We start from the raw sequence: 19860 nt of genomic DNA on the forward strand, positions 1-19860 counted from the left end.
CACAGGGGAATACATTCCAAATGTGGGAGGGGGCTTGCCCCCGATGGCGGTGTCAGGGTTTTCCCTGTTCTCTGGGCCAACTCAGACTGAAACACGCCCCGCCCAGGTTGTTGCTCTTGCTGATCAACGCCCGCCCGCCATGCCAATAGATAATCCGCCGCACGATCGACAGGCCCAGGCCGTGCCCGCCCGAGGCGCGGGTGCGGCTGTCGTCCAGGCGCAGGAACGGGGTGAACACACGTTCCCAGGCACTTTCCGGTATGCCGGGGCCATCGTCTTCCACGTCGATACGGCACCGCACCTGCCCGACCTGATAGCTGATCAGCACCTGGCCCTTGGCGTGGCGCATGGCATTGCTGACCAGGTTCTGCAGCGCGCGATGCAGGTAGCGGGGCTCGGCATCGACCCAGGCGTCCTGCCGATGCGCCGATGAAGAGCACATCCCGCGGGTGACGCTGACCTGCGGGCGCAGTGGCGACAATTCGCCGATCACCTGGTCGAGCAACGCATCGAGGTCGACGCACTGGAAGTCCAACGCCGGCGCGCCCTGTTCCAGGCGCGCATAAGTGAGCATCTCATCGACCAGGCCATCGAGGTCCTGGATATCGCCGTCCATGCCCTCCAGGTATTTGCGCCGAGCCTCGGCGGTGTTGGCGTCGCCCAGCATCTCCAGGCCGAAGCGCAGGCGCGCCACCGGCGTGCGCAGCTCGTGGGAGACTGCGCGTACCAGTTCACGCTGAATCGCCAGCAATTGCTGCAAGTGCTCGGCCATGCCGTTGAACGCCGCCGCCAACCGCCCCACCGAGTCGACGCCCCGCGCCGGCACGCGAACCTCCAGGTTGCCCTTGGCGATGCGCGTGGCGGCCGCCTCCAGGCCCTTGAGGCGGCGCTCGAGCTGGCGCACCAACAGGTAGACGATCAGACCGATCAAGGTCAGGCCGATCAGCGCGATCAGGATCAACCATTGCGCCGGGTACGGGTTCATCTGATACAGCGGGCCGATCTCCAGCACCCACGGCGTGCCGACCATGCCGGCAAACACACGGATCGAATCACCGCCCTTGCCCAGGGCCATCACCGTATCGCCCTCGGCCACGCGTCGGCGCTGGTCGTCGTCCATATCGGCCTGGTCGAGGATCATCAGGTGCATCTCGAAACCAAAGCCCTTGGCCTGCTTGAGGTCAGCCAGGCGTTGCGGTTGCTCGGCCACCGGAAAACGCACCAGTTCGTCGGCCAGCAGGTAGATAGTGGCGCGGGCCAATTGCTCGCTGATCTGCTGCACTTCGCCGGTGAGCACCCATTGCTCCTGTTCGCTGACCAGACGCAGTACCCGCGCAGCATGGGGCCCCGTCTGCTCCACCAGGACCTGGCCACGTTGCAGGCGCTTGCGCTGGCTCATGTCCAACTGCGCGTCGGCGAAGGTGCGCAACTGCAACGGAATGCCCAGCAATCGCTCCCACACCGCCAATGCGCGCTGACGCTCGATGGCGCTCATGGGCCGCAGATTGTCGCCCATCAACGCGAACGTGCCATGGGCCAGGCGCTCGCGGTATTGGTCGCTGCGCACATCGTTGAGCAAGTGCAGGGCCAGCACCCCCAGCAGCGCGACCAGGATCAGCGCGGCGCACATGCCGCCGTAGATGCGCAGGAAGATCGAGTTCACAGCGGCATGTCGGAAGCGGCTTCGGGCACGAACAGGTAGCCTTTGCTGCGGATGGTCTTGATCAGGCGCGGGTGGATCGGGTCATCGCCGATCTTGGGGCGAATACGTGAAATGCGCACATCAATCGAACGATCCTGGCCGTCGTAACCGACGCCGCGCAGGGCGATGAAAATTTCTTCGCGCGACAGAATGCGCCCGGCGTTGGCCACCAACAGCCACAGCAGGTCGAACTCGGCACTGGTCAGTTCGATGCCGCCCTGGTGCAGCCAGGCCTCGCGCAAGGCGTTGTCCACCACCAACGGGCCGAATTGCAGGCGTCGCTGGTGCTCCACCGCAACCGCCGGCGCCGGTTCGCTGCGCCGCAGCAGGGCCTGGATACGCGCCAGCAACAGGCGCGGACGCACGGGTTTACACACGTAGTCATCGGCGCCCATGTCCAGGCCCTGCACCTGGTCCATGTCGTCGGTGCGCGCAGTGAGCATCAGGATGACGCCGTCATAGCCCCCGCGCACCTTGCGGCAGATGCTGAGGCCGTCTTCGCCGGGCAGCATCAGGTCGAGGATCACCAGGTCAGGCTGCTCGGCGATAATGCGCGCCGCCGCCAGGGCACCGTCGTTCTCCACCGACACGCGCAGGCCGTTGCTCTCCAGGTATTCGCGGGTCAGCTCGGCCAAGCGTTCGTCATCCTCGACGATCAATACCTGCCAGGGATCCTGTCCCATGGGTTGTCCTCATTGTTATAGGAAATTCTTCCGGCCAAGACGGTCCAGGCACAGCCTGTTTGTCATGTATTGAGGGCATAACGAGGGTCGATTGTAGCCATGGGCCAACCCATAAGCACAAGTCGGGAAATCGATTCGGCCATGGCGTTTTTTTGTGGTAGGGTTCGCGCCCTTCGAAAACCGCCAGCTTGTTTTAGCTTCGAAACATTTAATGACAAACGGCGCAATCCAGCAGTAATGCGGCCTACACGCCCCTTCAACCTTTCTTACACATTTTACTCACAGTGTTATCCACAGGTTAGTGCGTTGCTAACACCTGTAAAACGCATTATCTTGTACCTCGGCACTTCAAGAGACCCTACATGTAGGGTTTTGGCGGAAAGCGTCCAACCACATAAGCGGCTCGAAATTCAAGCGCTTTATTGCTGGCGCAGCGTGGAACCAACCGATTTTCAGTAGACCAAACCGCTCACGCGGATGGCAGCTGTTTTTCATCCAAAGATATGGAAAACGGTACGGGTGTTGCAGGAAAGCCTGGCACTCGCAATCAAATATAGAACGTGGAGACAACCCCCCATGCAAACCGACACAACTCGCGAGAACCCGCAGGGCTCCGTGCCGCAGGCCGCCGATTCGAATATGGATCTGTCCGCCACCGCACCTGGCCAATTGCGCGTGATCAAGCGTAACGGCACTGTCGTTCCTTACACCGATGACAAAATCACCGTCGCCATCACCAAAGCGTTTCTTGCAGTTGAAGGCGGCACCGCTGCTGCTTCGTCGCGCATCCACGACACCGTTGCCCGCCTGACCGAACAGGTCACCGCGACCTTCAAGCGTCGCATGCCATCGGGCGGCACCATCCACATCGAAGAAATCCAGGACCAGGTCGAACTGGCCCTGATGCGTGCCGGCGAGCAGAAAGTTGCCCGTGACTACGTGATCTACCGCGATTCGCGCGCCAAGGAACGTGCCGTACACGCGCCATCCGCCGACGCCGTGCAAGCGCACCCGTCGATCCGCATCACCCTGGCCGATGGCAGCTTTGCGCCACTGGACCTGGGCCGCCTGAACACCATCATCACCGAGGCCTGCGAAGGCCTGGAAGAAGTCGACGGTGACCTGATCCAGCGCGAAACCCTGAAGAACCTGTACGACGGCGTGGCCCTGACCGACGTCAACACCGCCCTGGTGATGACCGCCCGTACCCTGGTTGAACGCGAGCCGAACTACTCGTTCGTCACCGCGCGCCTGCTGATGGACACCCTGCGCGCCGAAGGCCTGGGCTTCCTCGGTGTCGCCGACAGCGCCACCCACCACGAGATGGCCGACCTGTACGCCAAGGCCCTGCCGGCCTACATCGCCAAGGGTATCGAATTCGAATTGCTCAACCCGATCCTGGCCACCTTCGACCTGGAAAAACTCGGCAAGGCGATCAACCACGAGCGCGACCAGCAGTTCACCTACCTGGGCCTGCAAACCCTGTACGACCGTTACTTCATCCACAAGGACGGGATCCGCTTCGAACTGCCGCAAGTGTTCTTCATGCGTGTGGCCATGGGCCTGGCGATCGAAGAGAAGCACAAGGAAGACCGTGCGATCGAGTTCTACAACCTGTTGTCGTCCTTCGACTACATGTCGTCGACCCCGACCCTGTTCAACGCCGGCACCCTGCGTCCACAGCTGTCGAGCTGCTACCTGACCACCGTGCCGGATGACCTGTCGGGCATCTACCACGCGATCCACGACAACGCCATGTTGTCCAAATTCGCCGGCGGCCTGGGCAATGACTGGACCCCGGTGCGTGCACTGGGTTCGTACATCAAGGGCACCAATGGTAAATCCCAGGGCGTCGTGCCGTTCCTTAAAGTGGTGAACGACACCGCCGTTGCCGTGAACCAGGGTGGCAAGCGCAAAGGCGCTGTATGTGCCTACCTGGAAACCTGGCACATGGACATTGAAGAATTCATCGAGCTGCGCAAGAACACCGGTGATGATCGTCGTCGTACCCACGACATGAACACCGCCAACTGGATCCCTGACCTGTTCATGAAGCGTGTCTTCGATGACGGCCAGTGGACCCTGTTCTCGCCGTCCGAAGTGCCGGACCTGCACGACCTGACCGGCAAGGCCTTCGAGGAGCGTTACGAGTACTACGAAGCCCTGGCCCAGTACCCTGGCAAAATCAAGCTGTTCAAGACCATCCAGGCCAAAGACCTGTGGCGCAAGATGCTGTCGATGCTGTTCGAAACCGGCCACCCATGGCTGACCTTCAAGGACCCGTGCAACCTGCGCAGCCCGCAGCAGCACGTGGGCGTGGTCCACAGCTCGAACCTGTGCACCGAGATCACCTTGAACACCAACAAGGACGAGATCGCCGTCTGCAACCTGGGCTCGATCAACCTGCCGAACCATATCGTCAACGGCAAGCTGGACACCGCCAAGCTGGAACGCACCGTCAACACCGCCGTACGCATGCTCGATAACGTTATCGACATCAACTACTACTCGGTGCCACAGGCGCAGAACTCCAACTTCAAGCACCGTCCGGTCGGCCTGGGCATCATGGGCTTCCAGGACGCCTTGTACCTGCAGCACATTCCTTACGGTTCCGATGCTGCCGTCGAGTTCGCCGACAAGTCCATGGAGGCGGTCAGCTACTACGCTATCCAGGCTTCCTGCGACCTGGCCGACGAGCGCGGCGCCTATGAGACGTTCCAGGGTTCGTTGTGGTCCAAGGGCATCCTGCCGCTGGACTCGCAACAGATCCTGATCGAGCAGCGTGGCCAGAAGTACATCGACGTTGACCTGAACGAATCCCTGGACTGGGCGCCGGTACGTGCCCGTGTGCAGAAAGGCATTCGTAACTCCAACATCATGGCCATCGCACCGACCGCAACCATCGCCAACATTACCGGCGTGTCGCAGTCGATCGAACCGACCTACCAGAACCTGTATGTGAAATCGAACCTGTCGGGCGAGTTCACCGTGATCAACCCGTACCTGGTCCGCGACCTGAAAGCCCGTGGCCTGTGGGACTCGGTGATGATCAACGACCTGAAGTACTACGATGGTTCCGTGCAACAGATCGAGCGCATCCCGCAGGAACTCAAAGAGCTCTACGCAACCGCGTTCGAAGTGGACACCAAGTGGATCGTTGACGCCGCCAGCCGTCGTCAGAAGTGGATCGACCAGGCGCAGTCCCTGAACCTCTACATCGCCGGTGCTTCGGGCAAGAAGCTCGACGTGACCTACCGCATGGCGTGGTACCGTGGCCTGAAAACCACTTACTACCTCCGTGCCCTGGCCGCGACCAGCACCGAGAAGTCGACCATCAACACTGGCAAGCTGAACGCCGTTTCCAGCGGCAACCATGGTGATGACTCGGTTCTCGCCGCGCCAGCTGGACCTGCGCCAGTGCCGAAGGCGTGTGCGATTGATGAGCCGGATTGTGAGGCTTGCCAATAGGCCGCAGAGCTTGCTAGCGGCTAAAGGCAAATGAAAAACCCCGGTAACTCCAGGCTTTAAATGGATTTACCGGGGTTTTTCTTTTGACTGCTTATATAAATACACTGACTATGCCAGGCTCCGGAACCCCTCCGCGCTTTCCCCATAGCTCGACCCGATTACCGATAACTGCCATGGAATGGCTTTTATATTCCACAGTACCTATTTTTCCATTGGCGAAATCAGCATGAGTACCTTGCCGATATAGCCCACGCAGCCCTAAACGATCCAGACCTTCACGAGCCACCTCTCCATCGTTGAGAGTGCGCATTGCTTCATAAAAGCTGAGGTTGGTCTTCCCGTCATTCCCTTCCTTCTGCGCCCGCTTGGCACTTGCGGCATACATGAAGTTCGCATCAGTCATCATCGAGGCATCATCGCCTCTGAAATTAGCGAAACGGGCGGCCTGCTTCAGTTCGTCTTTGGATACATGGACCTGCACACCATCTCGCATCACCACATCCCAACCATTACCCGCCTCCGCTACATTTTTAAACACATCGGTAGGTTTTTGGCCGAACTGCTGCATTGCAGCCTTTATTGCTGAAACGGTGACACAATTTCCGGTGAAGCCTTGGCTGAAGCCACTCCAGATATTTTTGGGTGCAACACCAGGATTGCTGTTATCTACTCTATAGTCAAAATGGCTAGCGCCGCTGGTGATCGGCAAGTCGCTCATCGAGTCACGAGGGCCAAAATCCGCTCGATTCACGCCGCCACCACCACCTGGCGGCGTAGGAGAAGGAGCGGGAGAGGGGCCGTCTTCATCCGCAAACAATTCTGGAAAGAGCGCCTTCAACCAAGCCCACCAGGCTTCACTGACATCGCTCTTGAGCTGCTCGAGAATCGCCTTGAACTTCTCGTCCCCCAACTTCTCACGCAGCGCATTCAACTTGTCGCGCGTGTCCTGAACTGTCTGCGTCTTGCCCGACTGCTGCGCCTCAAACAGTTGGTTAAGCAGGGTTTTAACCGTTGCCTTGTCGGCGTCAGGCGCTACCGGTTTCGACTGATCCGCAACCCTGACATGTAGCGGTCCTGCGCGCTTGCTATCGGCTGCGAAAACACCTGTCCCCCACATATCCCCGCCCCCTATGATGGCTGAGCCTCTCGGCTATGATCCGATCAGTGGCAAGGCGGGCATGCCGCGTTCCGTGCGGCGCATGTCTGCGCGTAACCCTATATGTCGCCGACACTTTTCCTACGGGCACAAAAAAGCCCCTCTTACGAGGGGCTTCCTGTGGAGCGCCGGCGCATCACGTCATCTGAATGATGGTCTGCATGATGGTGCTCTGGGTGGAGATGGTCTTGGCGTTCGCCTGGTAGTTGCTCTGGGCCTTGATCAGGTCCACCAACTCATTGGTCAGGTTGACGTTGGAGTTCTCCAGGGAGTTGGCCACGATCGAGCCCAGGGTGCCGGATTGCGGGGTGTCATAACCCGGTTGGCCCGACGCGAAGGTTTCTTTCCAGGTGGTGCTGCCGGCGGGTTGCAGGCCTTGTTCGTTGTTGAAGCTGGCCAGCGAGATCTGGCCGATAGCCTTGCTCTGCTGGTTGCTGAAAGTGGCGAACAATACGCCGCTGCCGTCGATCTTCAGGCCGGTGATCTGGCCGGTGGCATAGCCATCGGTCACCGGAGGGTTACGGTAGGTGGCCGAGTTGTACTGGGTGATGTTGGCCATGTTGACCGCAATCCCACCCGGGTTGGCATTCGCACCGTTGGCCTTCCACACACCATTGGTCACCGTGCCCGGGACCCAACCGGCAACGGTGAGGGTCTTATCGGATACACCACCGGTCACCACACTGGTGAGTTTGCCCGCGCCATCGAAGGTCAGGGTCGACGCCACAGGTGGGGTCGATGGGGTGCCCGTCGGGGAAGAACCGTCAGGGTTGCGGCCGTCGATCAGGGTGTAGGCATTCCACTTGTTGCCGTCGGTTTTCACCAGGTACTGCACCATCGGGTGAGCGTTGCCCTGGGAATCGTACAAGGTGGTGCTGTATTGCGTGGTAAAGGTATCGGTCTTGGTGGGATCGAATGGCTTGGCCGTTTGATCGATCACCGGCTCCGAGGAGTTCAGGTTACTGGCGGAGTCCACTTTGGTGGAGGCCTTGGGCGGCAGGTTCGTCAGGTTCAGTTGCAGGTCGGTCAGGCCGCCCTTGTTGATTTTTCCGTTATCATCCGCCGCGTAGCCTTGCAGGCGCGAGGTACCGCTGTTGTTGGTGATGTAGCCGTCTTTGTCGGCACGGAACGCACCGCTGCGGGTGTATTCCAGCGAACCGTCACTGCCCTTCTGCACGAAGAAACCGCCGCCCTGGATCGCCATGTCCAGGATGCCGCCGCTGCCATTCACGTCACCCTGGGTGAATTGCTGCGACACCGCCGCCAGGTTCACGCCATTGCCGATGCTGTTCTTCCCGGTGCCCAGTTTGGACGCCGCGTAGATGTCCGCGAACTCTGCACGGGACGACTTGAAACCAGTGGTCGCCACGTTGGCAATGTTGTTGCCGGTCACGTCCAGTTGTTTGTTGGCCGCATAGAGGCCGCTAAGGCCGATATTAAAAGACATGTTTCTCTCCCTCTGCCGTTGTTAGCCGGCTCTATGTACCGATAGTCTGAATTTGCGACAGCTTGACGCTGCCCATGCCGCCTGCAAGGTTCAACAGCATTTCGCCACCAGTCTTGCTCAGCGTCACGCTGGTCACCGTTGCCGGCAGTGAAGTAGCCAGGGCAACCGCGTCGCCCTTGTCGCTCTTGGCGGAGGCCGCGAAGGTGTAAGTGCCGGCTGGGGCAACCTCACCCTTATCGTTTTTGCCATCCCAGATGAAGTCCGACGAACCCGCGCTCTGGGCGCCCATATCGAGGGTGCGCACCACGTTGCCGTCCTTGTCGGTGATCTTGATCGAGACGTTGCCCGTTGCCGCCGTTACCGCCACCGACCCGTTCATGCTCTTGCTGGTATCGACCAGTGCCTTGTCGGTCTGGGTGATGATCGAACGTCCCACCAGCGACGAAGCCTGCAGCGCCTGCGACGAGCTGAAGTTGCTCGAGATGTTGTTTACCGAGTCGTTCAGGGTGTTGATGCCTTCCAGGCTGCTGAACTGGGCCAACTGCGCCACGAAGGCACCGTTGTCCTGTGGCGACAACGGGTTCTGGTTTTTCAGCTGGGTGACCAGCAGTTGCAGGAATGCATCCTTGCCCAACGCCTGGTTGCCGGTGGCAGCCTTGGAAACATTCGCTACATTGTTTGAAGCGTCCTTGACCTTGGAGTTGAACAGGTCCTGGACTGCCGTGTTGTTCGACGTATCAACGATGGCCATTATTTGGCGCCCCTTATCACTGACCCAGGGTCAGGACCTTCTGCATCATGGTTTTGGCGGTGTTCATCATTTCCGCGTTGGTCTGGAACGAACGGCTGGCGGAAATCATGTCGGCCATCTCCTCGACCACGTTGACGTTGGGGTAGTAGACATAACCCTTTTCGTTCGCTGCCGGATGATTGGGCTCGTAACGCGCTTCGAGGTTGCTCTGGTCCTCGACCACACCCAGTACCTGCACGCCTTGCCCGGCGGCATCCTGGTTCTGGAACAGCGAATCACTGCCGCCGCCCTGGCCGCCCTGGAACATGGTGGCAAATACCGGATGACGGGCGCGGTAAGTCTGGTCAATGCTCGAAGACACGGTCTCGGCGTTGGCGATGTTACTGGCGACGGTGTTCAAACGCGTGGTCTGCGCGCTCATGCCACTGCCGGCAATATTGAAAACACTGGACAGGGACATGGCTTATTCTCCACGCAGGGCTGACATCAGCCCTTTGAATTTGCTGTTGAGCAGGGTGAAGCTGGCCTGGAAGTTCACCGAGTTTTCGGCGTAGTTCGATTGTTCCAGTTGAGCATCAACGGTGTTCTGGTCGATCGACGGCTGCATCGGCGTGCGATACAGCAGCGACTCGTCACCACTGCTCAGGCCTTGCGCTTCAATATGACGGCTGTTGGTCATGTTCAAGGCGAAGGCGCCGTTTTTGGTCTTGTCCTGCTGTGCGGCGAGCACGGCGGAGAAGTCCAGGTCCCGAGCCTTGTAGTTCGGGGTGTCGGCGTTGGCAATGTTGTTGGCCAGGACTTCGGCACGCTGGGCGCGGAAGCCCAGGGCTTTTTCGTGGATACCGAGCGCTTTATCGAAGCTGATGCTCATGGCGGAAACCTTTAGGCTGACCTGCTGTTCGTTAGCAGGGTTATAGCAAGGTGCATGCCAATGTGACCAAGCCCCGTATATCAAGGGCTTGCAGAGAAATTGCCGGCGGCAATGCCAGAAAAGCGGCAAGTGCTTTCCGCGTGGCGCCAGTAAAGCGGCAATGGAAGGATTGCCGCTACCGTTGAAAGTGCCGCGAAACAAATGTGGGAGGGGGCTTGCCCCCGATAGCGGTGTGTCATGTCATGAATAGCTGACTGACCCACCGCCATCGGGGGCAAGCCCCCTCCCACACTTTTTACCGGGTAAATGTTGTTATTTGGCCTGGTAGATGATTCCCGGGCTGCACTGCACCATCTGGTAGTGGTCCGGCAAGCCGTTCAAGGCTTCCGACGCGCCAAGGAATAGATACCCGCCGCGCTTGAGCGTGCCATGGATGCGCAAAAGGATGTCCTTCTTCACTTCGGCCGAGAAGTAGATCAGCACGTTGCGACAGAACACCATGTCGAACTTGCCCAGGCTGGCGTAGCTGTCGAGCAAGTTGAACGAGCGGAACTCGACGCGGTTCTTGATCGGCGCCTTGATCGCCCAGCGCCCTGCCCCCTTCGGGTCAAAATAGCGCTGCAAACGTTCCTGGGACAGGCCTCGGCCCAGGGCCAGGCTGTCGTACTCACCGGTCTTGCAGTTGGTGAGCATGCTGCCGGAGAGGTCCGTCGCCACAATTTGCGCGCCGGCTTTCAACTGGCCCATGTTGGTCCGCTCGAACTCGTCGATGGTCATGGAGATCGAATAAGGTTCCTGTCCCGAGGAGCATGCCGCCGACCAGATGCGCAGGCGCTGGCCCGGGCTGGCCTTGATGGCTTCGGGCAGCACTTTGTTCTTGAGCACCTCAAAGGGGTAGGTATCGCGAAACCATAAGGTTTCGTTGGTGGTCATGGCATCGACCACCATCTCCTTGAGCCCGCTGCGCGGCTGCCCCTGGATACGCTGGACCAGCTCACCCAGGGATTTGATGCCCTGCTGTTCCATCAGCTTGTTGAGACGGCTGGATACCAGGTACTGCTTGTTTTCACCGAGCAATATGCCACAGGCTTTTTCCAGGAAGACCCGGAACTGTTCGAAATCCAAATTACCCGTAGACAATGGTACCGCCTCTTAAATCGTGTGACCGCCAGGAGAAATGCCCCTAGCCGTGATCTGCTGCCTTGATCCGGTCGACTACCCGGGATGCGAGGTCATCAGGCCGGAATTTGGCCAGGAAGTCATCTGCACCGACCTTCTTGACCATGGCCTGATTGAATACCCCCGACAACGAAGTATGCAGGATGATGTGCAATTTTTGCATGCGTGGATCGTTGCGTATTTCAGCCGTGAGGGTGTATCCGTCCATTTCCGGCATTTCAATGTCGGAAATCATCATCAGGAACTCTTCTTCCGGCTTCTTGCCCTCGTCCACCAACTTGCGCAGGTAATCCAAGGCTTGGCGCCCATCATTAAGGGCTACGACCTCGACGCCAACGGTTTGCAGGCAACGCGTGACCTGCTTGCGCGCGACAGAGGAGTCGTCCACGGTCAACACGCGCAGGGATACCGCCTTGTGTGCCGTCTCGGCATCCACGACCCCGACGGAAATCGTTTCCGAGGTGGGCGCGACCTCGGCGAGGATTTTCTCCACGTCGATGATCTCGACCAACTGGTTATCCACCCGCGTCACCGCCGTGAGGTAATGATCGCGCCCGGTGCCCTTGGGCGGCGGATGAATCTCTTCCCAGTTCATGTTGACGATACGTTCCACCGAGCGCACCAGAAACCCCTGGGTCTTGGTGTTGTACTCGGTAATGATCACGAACGGGCTCTCGCGGTCCTGCAAACCAGAGGACCCGGTGGCCATTGCCAAGTCAAGAATGGGGATGGTCGCGCCACGTATATTGGCAACGCCACACACCACCGGACTGGACTTGGGCATGATCGTCAGCTTGGGACACTGCAGCACTTCGCGCACTTTAAACACGTTGATCCCGTACAGCTGCTTGCCGTCCAGGCGAAAAAGCAACAACTCCAGGCGATTCTGCCCTACCAGCTGTGTGCGCTGGTTTACTGAATCCATTACACCTGCCATGCCCAGACTCCTAAATCCCAGAGGTACGATGCGTACCCAACACTAAACGGCACGAGCTTTGCTATTTGGTTGGCTATGGATATTAAAACGACAGTTTCCCGACGCGCTTGCCGCCCAAAGTATCGCAGACTGCTCTGCGCCGCGATGGCGCTGCTTGTCTGGGGCGTGGGCGTCACCGCTCGCGCCGACAACGTCACCCTGCCTGATCTCCTTATCGGCGTCACCCAGGGCTTTCTTGAATACACTGTAGAAGATTATCTGGAGACCACCCAGACACCGGGGCGCTATGAGATCCAGGTCAATCAGTTGGACCCGCGCCTGCGCATGCCGATGTGTGACAAGGAATTGACAGCCACCCTGGAAAGCCCGGCCCAGCCCATTGGCCGTGTCACCGTAAAAGTACGCTGTGAAGGCGCCTCACCCTGGACGGTGTTTGTACCGGCTCAAGTCAAATTGTTCCGCGACGTCGTCGTGGTGGCACGGCCGTTGAAGCGCACCGGCATCATTGGCGATGACGACGTTGCACTGCGTGAACGGGATATCAGCCTGATCAACCAGGGTTACCTGACCTCCTTGGACCAGGCGATCGGGCAGCGGCTCACCCGACCAGTGGTCACCGACCAAGTGATTACCCTGGTTCACCTGGAGCAGGCTGAAGTCATTCGTAAAGGTGACCAGGTCGTGATTTCCGCCAGCAGCGGCGGGTTGAACGTAAAAATGCCGGGGGAAGCGCTGTCCAACGGTGGCATGAGCGAACAGATTCGCGTCAAGAACCTCAACTCCAACCGCGTGATCAAGGCGCGAGTGACAGCTCCGGGCCAAGTCGAGGTGGCGTTATAGATGACTGGTACGGGGCGCCAGGTTTTCCTACACTGTGCATAGAGTGCTCCGTGCGGAGATTTATTGTCATTCGCGCCTAAAGTTTGTCCGGGTATTGCCGAAAACATGGCAAGCGTCCAAATACCCAGAGGTTTTTTGATCATGGTCATTGATTTCAGCCGTTTAAATAACACCCCGACGACGTCAGGCACTACGCGTACTGCCGGCAAGGAAAACGTGGAAGCCAAGTCCCAGCCCCTGCCGGCCAAGGCAGAGCAGGCGAGTGCGAGCCAGAGTGGGGAGTCGGTTCACCTGAGTAATGAGGCTCAGCAGTTGCAGAAGGTCACTGACTCGCTGCGCGATCAACCGGTTGTCAATAAAGCCCGCGTGGCCGAGTTGAAACAGGCTATCGCCGATGGCAGTTACACAGTCGACAGCAACCGTGTAGCCAGCAAGCTGCTTAACTTCGAAGCCGAGCGCTAGGCAAAGGCCTGCGCTGGGCTTCTGGACGCTTAAAACCCAAGGCCAGCCATGCACCACGACGAACATTTGCTTCAACTGATCATTGATGATCTGGCGCCGACGCAACAACTGCTCGAGCTGCTAAAAGAAGAGTCCCTGGCCCTGTATGGCCGGGATATGCCTTTGCTCGAAGAAATACTCGCGCGCAAACAATCGCTGATTGTGCTGCTCGAACAGCACGGCACGAAGCGCAGCGAGATCCTCAACAGCCTGGGCCTGCCCGCCGATCACGACGGCCTGGCACAGTTGGCAAGCCATTCCTCGGTCGGCGATCAGTTGCTGACGCAAAGCAAAGCGCTCAATCACCTGCTCACCCAGTGCCAGGAAGCCAATCTGCTCAACGGCCAGTCGATTCAGCTACAGCAAGCCACCACGGCCAATCAGTTACGTATTCTTCACGGCGGCGAGCCCCCGGCCCTGTATAACGCCCAGGGGTCCACTTCACGCCTGGTCAAGCCAAGCACCCGCAGCCAAGCCTGACAGCGGTTCAAAGCGCGGCCTATCCAAGGTGCGCTACATACTGGCAAAATGCCGGTTCTTGCGTGTAGTCGTATTTTCCTGGAGATGGAACAACCGTGTTCAACGCCCTTAATGCGGAAGATGCACCGCAGCCACCCAAGGTTCTTACCACACCTTTGGAAATCGCCAGCACGCTGCGGATGCTCCAGGAAAGCCATGATCCATTGATCATCACTTTCCACGAACGCAGCCAACGCTTCCAAAGCTACCTTGTGGACATCGACCGGGACAGCAAGACGCTGGTGCTGGACGAAATGATTCCGCGTGACGGTGAACGTCACCTCGAAAATGGCGAACCCTTCCGCGTCGAAGGTTTTCATGACGGTGTCCGGGTCGCCTGGGAGAGTAACGGCACGCTGAGCATCAGCGAGAAGGATGGTCACCGTATCTACAGTGGCAGCATGCCCGGTGAGGTGGTCTATCATCAGCGTCGCAATGCATTTCGCGCGGCACTGAAATTGGCGCAGTTGGTCAATATCGAATTGGGCGGCGAAAAGCTCAAGGCTCCGGTCAACGGCAAGTTGCTGGACATTTCCGCCACTGGATGCAAATTGCGCTTTGAAGGCGACATCGCCGAACGCCTGCAACTGGGGCAGGTCTACGACCGCTTCATCGCCGCGCTGCCATTCGGCAACATGACTACCGCTGTCGAGTTGCGTTACCTGCATTTCGAAGACAGGATCAACACCACGTTTGCCGGCGTGCGCTTTCATAACATGAGCGGTTTGGTGCAGCGCCAGGTAGAACGCTTTGTGTATCAGCTGCAGCGTGAAGCTCGACGCTTCGACAAGGACGACGACTTTTAAGCCTCGAACGCTGAAGTGAAAACGGGCAGATCCTGATAGGGTCTGCCCGTTTTCCGTTCAGGGGCGCGCTCTGCTCAAGTCGTGGGGATGGTCTTCCGAGTCTGTCGACTCAGGCGCTACCTCGACAGCCGGCTCGTCGACGACAGGTTCTGGGTCCGGTTCAGGAACAGTGGCCTGCATCTGCTCTTGCACCACCTGTTCATCTACCCGCGGGTCAAGGGCTGCCACCAACGGCGAGCTGGACATACTGTCAGGCATCGCCACGTGATGCAGCGGCGCATCGTCTACCTGATGCAAGTTGGTCACCGCCTTCGGCCGTATGCGCCATACCAGGATCAACGCGCAGAGGCTGAAAAACGCGTACAGCATCTGGCTGCCGAACAGCTTCATCACCACACCTGCCAGAAGCGGGCCGATACTGGCGCCCACTCCGTAAGTCACCAGCAACATGGCCGTCAGCGAGACCCGGCGATCACCTTCTACGTGGTCGTTGGAAAAAGCCACGGCCAACGGGTACAGACAAAACTGCACAAGTGAACAAAAGAAGCCCGCTACGAACAGCACTTCCAACGGAACCTGAGTCATGATCGCCAAGGGCAATGCCGCCACTGCCAGACACAAGGCAAAGCAGCGGATCAGCAGCGCGCGGTCATAGCGGTCGGACAACCAGCCCAGCGGCCACTGCACGAGCAGTCCCGCAAAAATGCAGGAGCCCATGAACAGGCCGACTTGCTCGGTCGTCAACCCCTGCTGGGAGGCATAGAGCGGCGCCAGGCCATAGAACGAGCCCACGATCAGTCCAGCCCCCAGCACCGTGCTGAGGGACTGTGGCACGCGCTTGATAAAGAAACGCGGCTCCATCGGCGCCGGATGCAGCGGTGCGGGGTGAATACGTCGGGTCATGGCCACCGGCACCAGGCACAGGGCAAAGCACAGCGCGACCAGCATCAGCAGTTCAAGCCCCAGATGGGGATGCATGACCAGTATCAGCTGGCCCAGTACGAGACCGAGGTAGGAAGCGATCATATAGCCGCTGAACACTACGCCACGCTGCTTGGCCTCCGCCTGCTCATTGAGCCAGCTTTCAATGACCATGTACTGGCACATCATCCCCAGGCCCACGATCACCCGCAGGACGATCCAGGCAGGCAGCCAATCGATCAAACCGTGCCCCAGCACAGCCGCGCCGACGATCCCGGCGCAGGTCGCGTAGGCGCGTATATGCCCGACACGAGCGATCAAGCGGTGCCCGATCTTGCCGCCCAGCACCAGGCCAAAGTAGTTGGCCGCCATCAACGCACCCACCCACAGGCTGTCGACATGGTCAGCCGCCAGTCGCAAGGCTAAATAAGTACTGAGCAGGCCGGAGCCGATCAGCATCATCAAGGAGGCGAAATAAAGGGCTCGAAAAGATTTCCAGATCTGGCGCATCGGCGTTCCGAGCGGCTCCTTGCAGTGAGGGGACAGGGCTATCGCATGATAGTCCGCGTTGGTCGGGTCCGGACAGGCGGCATTAGCCTTTTCCAGGGATTATTTTGCTTAAGCTCAGACGCTGACTGCGTGGCTGAAAGGTACATAGCGGGCAGATAAATATACCGCGCACCACCTGTGAACCTGGATCAGGTGCAAGGTTCGACTGGTGTTTGGATATCTGCGATAAAAGCCCTGAATAGAGCGATCCATAGAGGGTGAGCCTGTTCGATGCGCAGGCTTTTCGAGCGCCCAAAACAAAACCCCTGTTTGCGTTAGCAAACAGGGGTTCTGGAATTTAATCTTGACGATGACCTACTCTCACATGGGGAAACCCCACACTACCATCGGCGATGCATCGTTTCACTGCTGAGTTCGGGATGGGATCAGGTGGTTCCAATGCTCTATGGTCGTCAAGAAATTCGGGTACTGAGTCGTGACCTTATGGCCTCGCTTCAGCAAATTGGGTATGTGACAGCTGTCGGTGTTTTGTGAGCGTCGAACTTTCGGTTCATCTCGTCTTCACACACCGCAATCTGATGCTCGTTAGAGTAGTCAAATTGCTTGGGTGTTATATGGTCAAGCCTCACGGGCAATTAGTATTGGTTAGCTCAACGCCTCACAGCGCTTACACACCCAACCTATCAACGTCGTAGTCTTCGACGGCCCTTCAGGGAACTCAAGGTTCCAGTGAGATCTCATCTTGAGGCTAGTTTCCCGCTTAGATGCTTTCAGCGGTTATCTATTCCGAACATAGCTACCCGGCAATGCCACTGGCGTGACAACCGGAACACCAGAGGTTCGTCCACTCCGGTCCTCTCGTACTAGGAGCAGCCCCTCTCAAATCTCAAACGTCCACGGCAGATAGGGACCGAACTGTCTCACGACGTTCTAAACCCAGCTCGCGTACCACTTTAAATGGCGAACAGCCATACCCTTGGGACCGGCTTCAGCCCCAGGATGTGATGAGCCGACATCGAGGTGCCAAACACCGCCGTCGATATGAACTCTTGGGCGGTATCAGCCTGTTATCCCCGGAGTACCTTTTATCCGTTGAGCGATGGCCCTTCCATACAGAACCACCGGATCACTAAGACCTACTTTCGTACCTGCTCGACGTGTCTGTCTCGCAGTCAAGCGCGCTTTTGCCTTTATACTCTACGACCGATTTCCGACCGGTCTGAGCGCACCTTCGTACTCCTCCGTTACTCTTTAGGAGGAGACCGCCCCAGTCAAACTACCCACCATACACTGTCCTCGATCCGGATAACGGACCTGAGTTAGAACCTCAAAGTTGCCAGGGTGGTATTTCAAGGTTGGCTCCACGCAGACTGGCGTCCACGCTTCAAAGCCTCCCACCTATCCTACACAAGCAAATTCAAAGTCCAGTGCAAAGCTATAGTAAAGGTTCACGGGGTCTTTCCGTCTAGCCGCGGATACACTGCATCTTCACAGCGATTTCAATTTCACTGAGTCTCGGGTGGAGACAGCGCCGCCATCGTTACGCCATTCGTGCAGGTCGGAACTTACCCGACAAGGAATTTCGCTACCTTAGGACCGTTATAGTTACGGCCGCCGTTTACCGGGGCTTCGATCAAGAGCTTCGCGTTAGCTAACCCCATCAATTAACCTTCCGGCACCGGGCAGGCGTCACACCCTATACGTCCACTTTCGTGTTTGCAGAGTGCTGTGTTTTTAATAAACAGTCGCAGCGGCCTGGTATCTTCGACCGGCATGAGCTTACGGAGCAAGTCCTTCACCCTCACCGGCGCACCTTCTCCCGAAGTTACGGTGCCATTTTGCCTAGTTCCTTCACCCGAGTTCTCTCAAGCGCCTTGGTATTCTCTACCCAACCACCTGTGTCGGTTTGGGGTACGGTTCCTGGTTACCTGAAGCTTAGAAGCTTTTCTTGGAAGCATGGCATCAACCACTTCGTCATCTAAAAGATGACTCGTCATCAGCTCTCGGCCTTAGAATCCCGGATTTACCTAAGATTCCAGCCTACCACCTTAAACTTGGACAACCAACGCCAAGCTGGCCTAGCCTTCTCCGTCCCTCCATCGCAATAACCAGAAGTACAGGAATATTAACCTGTTTTCCATCGACTACGCTTTTCAGCCTCGCCTTAGGGACCGACTAACCCTGCGTCGATTAACGTTGCGCAGGAAACCTTGGTCTTTCGGCGTGGGTGTTTTTCACACCCATTGTCGTTACTCATGTCAGCATTCGCACTTCTGATACCTCCAGCAAGCTTCTCAACTCACCTTCACAGGCTTACAGAACGCTCCTCTACCGCATCACTTACGTGATACCCGTAGCTTCGGTGTATGGTTTGAGCCCCGTTACATCTTCCGCGCAGGCCGACTCGACTAGTGAGCTATTACGCTTTCTTTAAAGGGTGGCTGCTTCTAAGCCAACCTCCTAGCTGTCTAAGCCTTCCCACATCGTTTCCCACTTAACCATAACTTTGGGACCTTAGCTGACGGTCTGGGTTGTTTCCCTTTTCACGACGGACGTTAGCACCCGCCGTGTGTCTCCCATGCTCGGCACTTGTAGGTATTCGGAGTTTGCATCGGTTTGGTAAGTCGGGATGACCCCCTAGCCGAAACAGTGCTCTACCCCCTACAGTGATACATGAGGCGCTACCTAAATAGCTTTCGAGGAGAACCAGCTATCTCCGAGCTTGATTAGCCTTTCACTCCGATCCACAGGTCATCCGCTAACTTTTCAACGGTAGTCGGTTCGGTCCTCCAGTTAGTGTTACCCAACCTTCAACCTGCCCATGGATAGATCGCCCGGTTTCGGGTCTATTCCCAGCGACTAGACGCCCTATTAAGACTCGCTTTCGCTACGCCTCCCCTATTCGGTTAAGCTCGCCACTGAAAATAAGTCGCTGACCCATTATACAAAAGGTACGCAGTCACCCAACAAAGTGGGCTCCCACTGCTTGTACGCATACGGTTTCAGGATCTATTTCACTCCCCTCTCCGGGGTTCTTTTCGCCTTTCCCTCACGGTACTAGTTCACTATCGGTCAGTCAGTAGTATTTAGCCTTGGAGGATGGTCCCCCCATATTCAGACAAAGTTTCTCGTGCTCCGTCCTACTCGATTTCATGACTAAGAGATTTTCGCGTACAGGGCTATCACCCACTATGGCCGCACTTTCCAGAGCGTTCCGCTAATCTCAAAGCCACTTAAGGGCTAGTCCCCGTTCGCTCGCCACTACTAAGGGAATCTCGGTTGATTTCTTTTCCTCAGGGTACTTAGATGTTTCAGTTCCCCTGGTTCGCCTCTTACGCCTATGTATTCAGCGTAAGATAACCATCTTATGATGGCTGGGTTCCCCCATTCAGACATCTCCGGATCAAAGTCTGTTTGCCGACTCCCCGAAGCTTTTCGCAGGCTACCACGTCTTTCATCGCCTCTGACTGCCAAGGCATCCACCGTATGCGCTTCTTCACTTGACCATATAACCCCAAGCAATCTGGTTATACTGTGAAGACAACATTCGCCGAAAATTCGAATTTCTC

15 protein-coding genes and 2 rRNA genes are annotated in these 19860 nt (G+C 57.8%); 5 read left to right on the plus strand and 12 right to left on the minus strand.

The annotated features are described in order from the left end of the window. Nucleotides 1-52: 52 nt before the first annotated feature. The gene (locus BFP93_RS09935) at nucleotides 53-1663 is read right to left on the minus strand and encodes an ATP-binding protein (RefSeq protein WP_065892949.1); all 1611 of its coding nucleotides are present in this window, start codon (nucleotides 1661-1663) and stop codon (nucleotides 53-55) included. Then, nucleotides 1660-2385 carry a response regulator gene (locus BFP93_RS09940; RefSeq protein ID WP_065892950.1) on the minus strand — a complete coding sequence of 242 codons (726 nt, stop codon included), beginning with the start codon at nucleotides 2383-2385 and terminating at the stop codon, nucleotides 1660-1662. Before BFP93_RS09940 ends, BFP93_RS09935 begins: the two co-directional genes overlap by 4 nt. Before the next feature lie 576 nt (nucleotides 2386-2961). Here BFP93_RS09940 and BFP93_RS09945 point away from each other — a divergent pair. After that, complete coding sequence (locus tag BFP93_RS09945) at nucleotides 2962-5853, plus strand: ribonucleoside-diphosphate reductase subunit alpha (protein WP_065892951.1); 2892 nt, start codon at nucleotides 2962-2964, stop codon at nucleotides 5851-5853. 91 nt (nucleotides 5854-5944) lie between these two features. Here BFP93_RS09945 and BFP93_RS09950 read toward each other — a convergent pair whose 3' ends face one another. The 7 genes from BFP93_RS09950 to BFP93_RS09980 all read right to left on the minus strand — a co-directional run bounded on the left by BFP93_RS09950 (nucleotide 5945) and on the right by BFP93_RS09980 (nucleotide 12194). Next, nucleotides 5945-6970 (minus strand): hypothetical protein, encoded by a 1026-nt coding sequence (locus BFP93_RS09950; RefSeq protein WP_065892952.1) that lies wholly within the window; start codon nucleotides 6968-6970, stop codon nucleotides 5945-5947. Between the two features lie 175 nt (nucleotides 6971-7145). Further along, a complete protein-coding gene (gene flgE, locus BFP93_RS09955; RefSeq protein WP_065892953.1) occupies nucleotides 7146-8456 on the minus strand; it encodes a flagellar hook protein FlgE in 1311 nt (436 codons plus the stop codon). A gap of 31 nt (nucleotides 8457-8487) precedes the next feature. Further along, a complete protein-coding gene (flgD, locus tag BFP93_RS09960; RefSeq protein WP_065884801.1) occupies nucleotides 8488-9207 on the minus strand; it encodes a flagellar hook assembly protein FlgD in 720 nt (239 codons plus the stop codon). Between the two features lie 16 nt (nucleotides 9208-9223). Next, entirely contained in the window at nucleotides 9224-9667 is a 444-nt protein-coding gene (flgC, locus tag BFP93_RS09965) for a flagellar basal body rod protein FlgC (RefSeq protein ID WP_065884802.1), read from the minus strand. Between the two features lie 3 nt (nucleotides 9668-9670). Further along, the gene (gene flgB, locus BFP93_RS09970) at nucleotides 9671-10078 is read right to left on the minus strand and encodes a flagellar basal body rod protein FlgB (protein WP_065892954.1); all 408 of its coding nucleotides are present in this window, start codon (nucleotides 10076-10078) and stop codon (nucleotides 9671-9673) included. A gap of 312 nt (nucleotides 10079-10390) precedes the next feature. Continuing rightward, complete coding sequence (gene cheR, locus BFP93_RS09975; protein WP_065884804.1) at nucleotides 10391-11218, minus strand: protein-glutamate O-methyltransferase CheR; 828 nt, start codon at nucleotides 11216-11218, stop codon at nucleotides 10391-10393. Nucleotides 11219-11261: 43 nt separating this feature from the next. Beyond that, nucleotides 11262-12194: a chemotaxis protein CheV gene (locus tag BFP93_RS09980; RefSeq protein ID WP_065884805.1), complete on the minus strand. Its 933-nt coding sequence runs from the start codon at nucleotides 12192-12194 to the stop codon at nucleotides 11262-11264. Nucleotides 12195-12269: 75 nt separating this feature from the next. On the opposite strand from BFP93_RS09980, the gene flgA reads away from it, so the two are divergent. The 4 genes from flgA (at nucleotide 12270) to BFP93_RS10000 (ending at nucleotide 14860) form a co-directional block, all read left to right on the plus strand. Continuing rightward, nucleotides 12270-13034: a flagellar basal body P-ring formation chaperone FlgA gene (gene flgA, locus BFP93_RS09985; RefSeq protein WP_065892955.1), complete on the plus strand. Its 765-nt coding sequence runs from the start codon at nucleotides 12270-12272 to the stop codon at nucleotides 13032-13034. 141 nt (nucleotides 13035-13175) lie between these two features. After that, nucleotides 13176-13496, plus strand: a complete 321-nt coding sequence (gene flgM, locus BFP93_RS09990) for a flagellar biosynthesis anti-sigma factor FlgM (protein ID WP_065884811.1) — start codon at nucleotides 13176-13178, stop codon at nucleotides 13494-13496. A gap of 48 nt (nucleotides 13497-13544) precedes the next feature. Continuing rightward, complete coding sequence (locus tag BFP93_RS09995; RefSeq protein WP_065892956.1) at nucleotides 13545-14015, plus strand: flagellar protein FlgN; 471 nt, start codon at nucleotides 13545-13547, stop codon at nucleotides 14013-14015. A gap of 95 nt (nucleotides 14016-14110) precedes the next feature. Then, nucleotides 14111-14860, plus strand: coding sequence for a flagellar brake protein (locus tag BFP93_RS10000; protein ID WP_065884808.1), 750 nt, complete (start codon nucleotides 14111-14113; stop codon nucleotides 14858-14860). Nucleotides 14861-14917: 57 nt separating this feature from the next. On the opposite strand, the gene BFP93_RS10005 is transcribed toward BFP93_RS10000, so the two are convergent. The 3 genes from BFP93_RS10005 to BFP93_RS10015 form a co-directional block, all read right to left on the minus strand. After that, nucleotides 14918-16291, minus strand: a complete 1374-nt coding sequence (locus tag BFP93_RS10005) for an MFS transporter (protein ID WP_065892957.1) — start codon at nucleotides 16289-16291, stop codon at nucleotides 14918-14920. Nucleotides 16292-16632: 341 nt separating this feature from the next. Further along, a 5S ribosomal RNA gene (gene rrf / locus BFP93_RS10010) occupies nucleotides 16633-16748 on the minus strand. A 157-nt stretch (nucleotides 16749-16905) separates the two neighbouring features. Then, nucleotides 16906-19797: ribosomal RNA gene (locus tag BFP93_RS10015) — 23S ribosomal RNA — on the minus strand. Between the last annotated feature and the right edge of the window lie 63 nt (nucleotides 19798-19860).

This window comes from Pseudomonas sp. 44 R 15 (assembly GCF_900004965.1).
Lineage (GTDB): Bacteria > Pseudomonadota > Gammaproteobacteria > Pseudomonadales > Pseudomonadaceae > Aquipseudomonas > Aquipseudomonas orientalis_A.